Annotated in this window: 2 protein-coding genes; one reads left to right on the top strand and one right to left on the bottom strand. The window is 72.6% G+C overall.

Features of this window, described 5'->3' with window-relative positions; translation table 11 throughout:
* Positions 1–1174 (top strand): PLP-dependent aminotransferase family protein (locus ACEN88_RS31480; protein ID WP_413346060.1); only part of this gene is annotated, 1174 nt, incomplete at its 5' end.
* On the opposite strand, the gene ACEN88_RS31475 is transcribed toward ACEN88_RS31480, so the two are convergent.
* Positions 1166–1485 (bottom strand): c-type cytochrome (locus ACEN88_RS31475; RefSeq protein ID WP_413346058.1); only part of this gene is annotated, 320 nt, incomplete at its 5' end. The two genes, ACEN88_RS31480 and ACEN88_RS31475, sit on opposite strands and share 9 nt — an antisense overlap.

Raw genomic sequence — 1485 nt, 5'->3', positions numbered from 1 at the left:
GCCGCTGTCGGCGCGCGGAGAACTCATCGCGGGCGGCATGGCGCGCGTGCTGCACCACGCTGGGCCGCTGCGCGCCTTCCGCGCCAGCATGCCGGGCCTGGACCTGTTCCCGTTCGACGTCTGGCGCCGGCTGGAAGCGCGCCACTGGCGCCATTCGACCGGCGCGCTCGGCTACGGCCCCGGCGCCGGGTACGCGCCGCTACGGGAGCTGCTGTGCGCCTACCTGAAGGCGTCGCGCGGGGTGCAGTGCACGCCGGACCAGGTCGTGATCACGTCCGGTTCGCAGCAGGCGCTGTACCTGCTGGCCCAGCTGCTGCTCGCACCGGGCGAAGCGATGTGGATCGAATCGCCCGGCTACCAGGGCGCGGTGGCGCCGTTCACGGTGGCCGGTGCGCGCGTCTGTCCGGTGCCCGTCGACGCCGAGGGCATGGACGTCGCGTACGCGGCAAAGCACTATCCCGATGCGCGCCTCGCGTTCGCGACGCCCTCGCACCAGCTGCCGCTGGGCGTGACCATGAGCCTGCGCCGCCGTCTCGAACTGCTGCGCTGGGCCGAGGCGAACCGCGCGTGGATCGTCGAGGACGACTACGACAGCGAATACCGCCACACCGGCCCGCCGCTCGCGTCGCTGCAAAGCATGGACCGCGCGGGCTGCGTGATCTACGTGGGCACGTTGTCGAAGGTGCTGTTCCCCGCGCTGCGGCTGGGCTACGTCGTGGCGCCGCCCGCGCTGGCCGCGGCGCTGGCGCGGGCGAAGGCCGTCGTCGACCGCCATAGTCCCATCGTGCCGCAGGCGACGCTCGCCGACTTCATCGCCGGCGGCCACTTCGCGCGCCACATCCGCCGCACGCGCGACGCGTATGGCGAGCGCCGGCAAGCCCTCGTCGATGCGCTCGATGCGCGTCTCAAGGGCCGGCTGCGCCAGGGCCCGTCGGACGCGGGCCTCGACCTGTGCGTGCATTTCACCGAGAGGCTGGACGAGGAAACGGTCGCCCGGCACGCCCGCGATGTCGGCGTGGACGTGCGCACGCTGGGCTATTACACGAATCCGCAGGCGGGTGCCGCCTGCGCCATCGATCCCGGGCTGCTGCTCGGCTTTTCGGCGTTCACGCCGGACGTGATCCGCGCCGGGGTGGACGACCTGGCCCGCGCGATCGAACGGGCATCAATGTGACAGCAGCCAGGCGCTCATGTCGATCGCATCGCGCTCGGACACGCCCAGCACGGGCATTGCGGTTTTCGGGTCGATGGCCTGCGGATCGCGGATCCAGCGCACGAGATTCGCCTGGTTGTTCGGCAGCGTGCCGGCGATGATGGGGCGCTTCGCCATGTCTTCGAGCGGCCGCCCGACCCAGACCTTCGAGCCGGTCACGCCGGGGATCATGTGGCACGCGCGGCAGCCGTACTGCGCGAGGGCGATGCGGCCGCGCGCGGCGTCGCCCCGCGCGGGGGCGCCCCCAAGGCGTAGGGACCCGCCCCGGACGA

This window comes from Massilia sp. CT11-108 (assembly GCF_047302915.1).
GTDB classification, from domain to species: Bacteria; Pseudomonadota; Gammaproteobacteria; order Burkholderiales; family Burkholderiaceae_D; genus Telluria; species Telluria orientalis.
The sequence above is the reverse complement of the archived record's forward strand: the minus strand, read 5'-3'. Positions and strand labels throughout refer to the sequence as shown.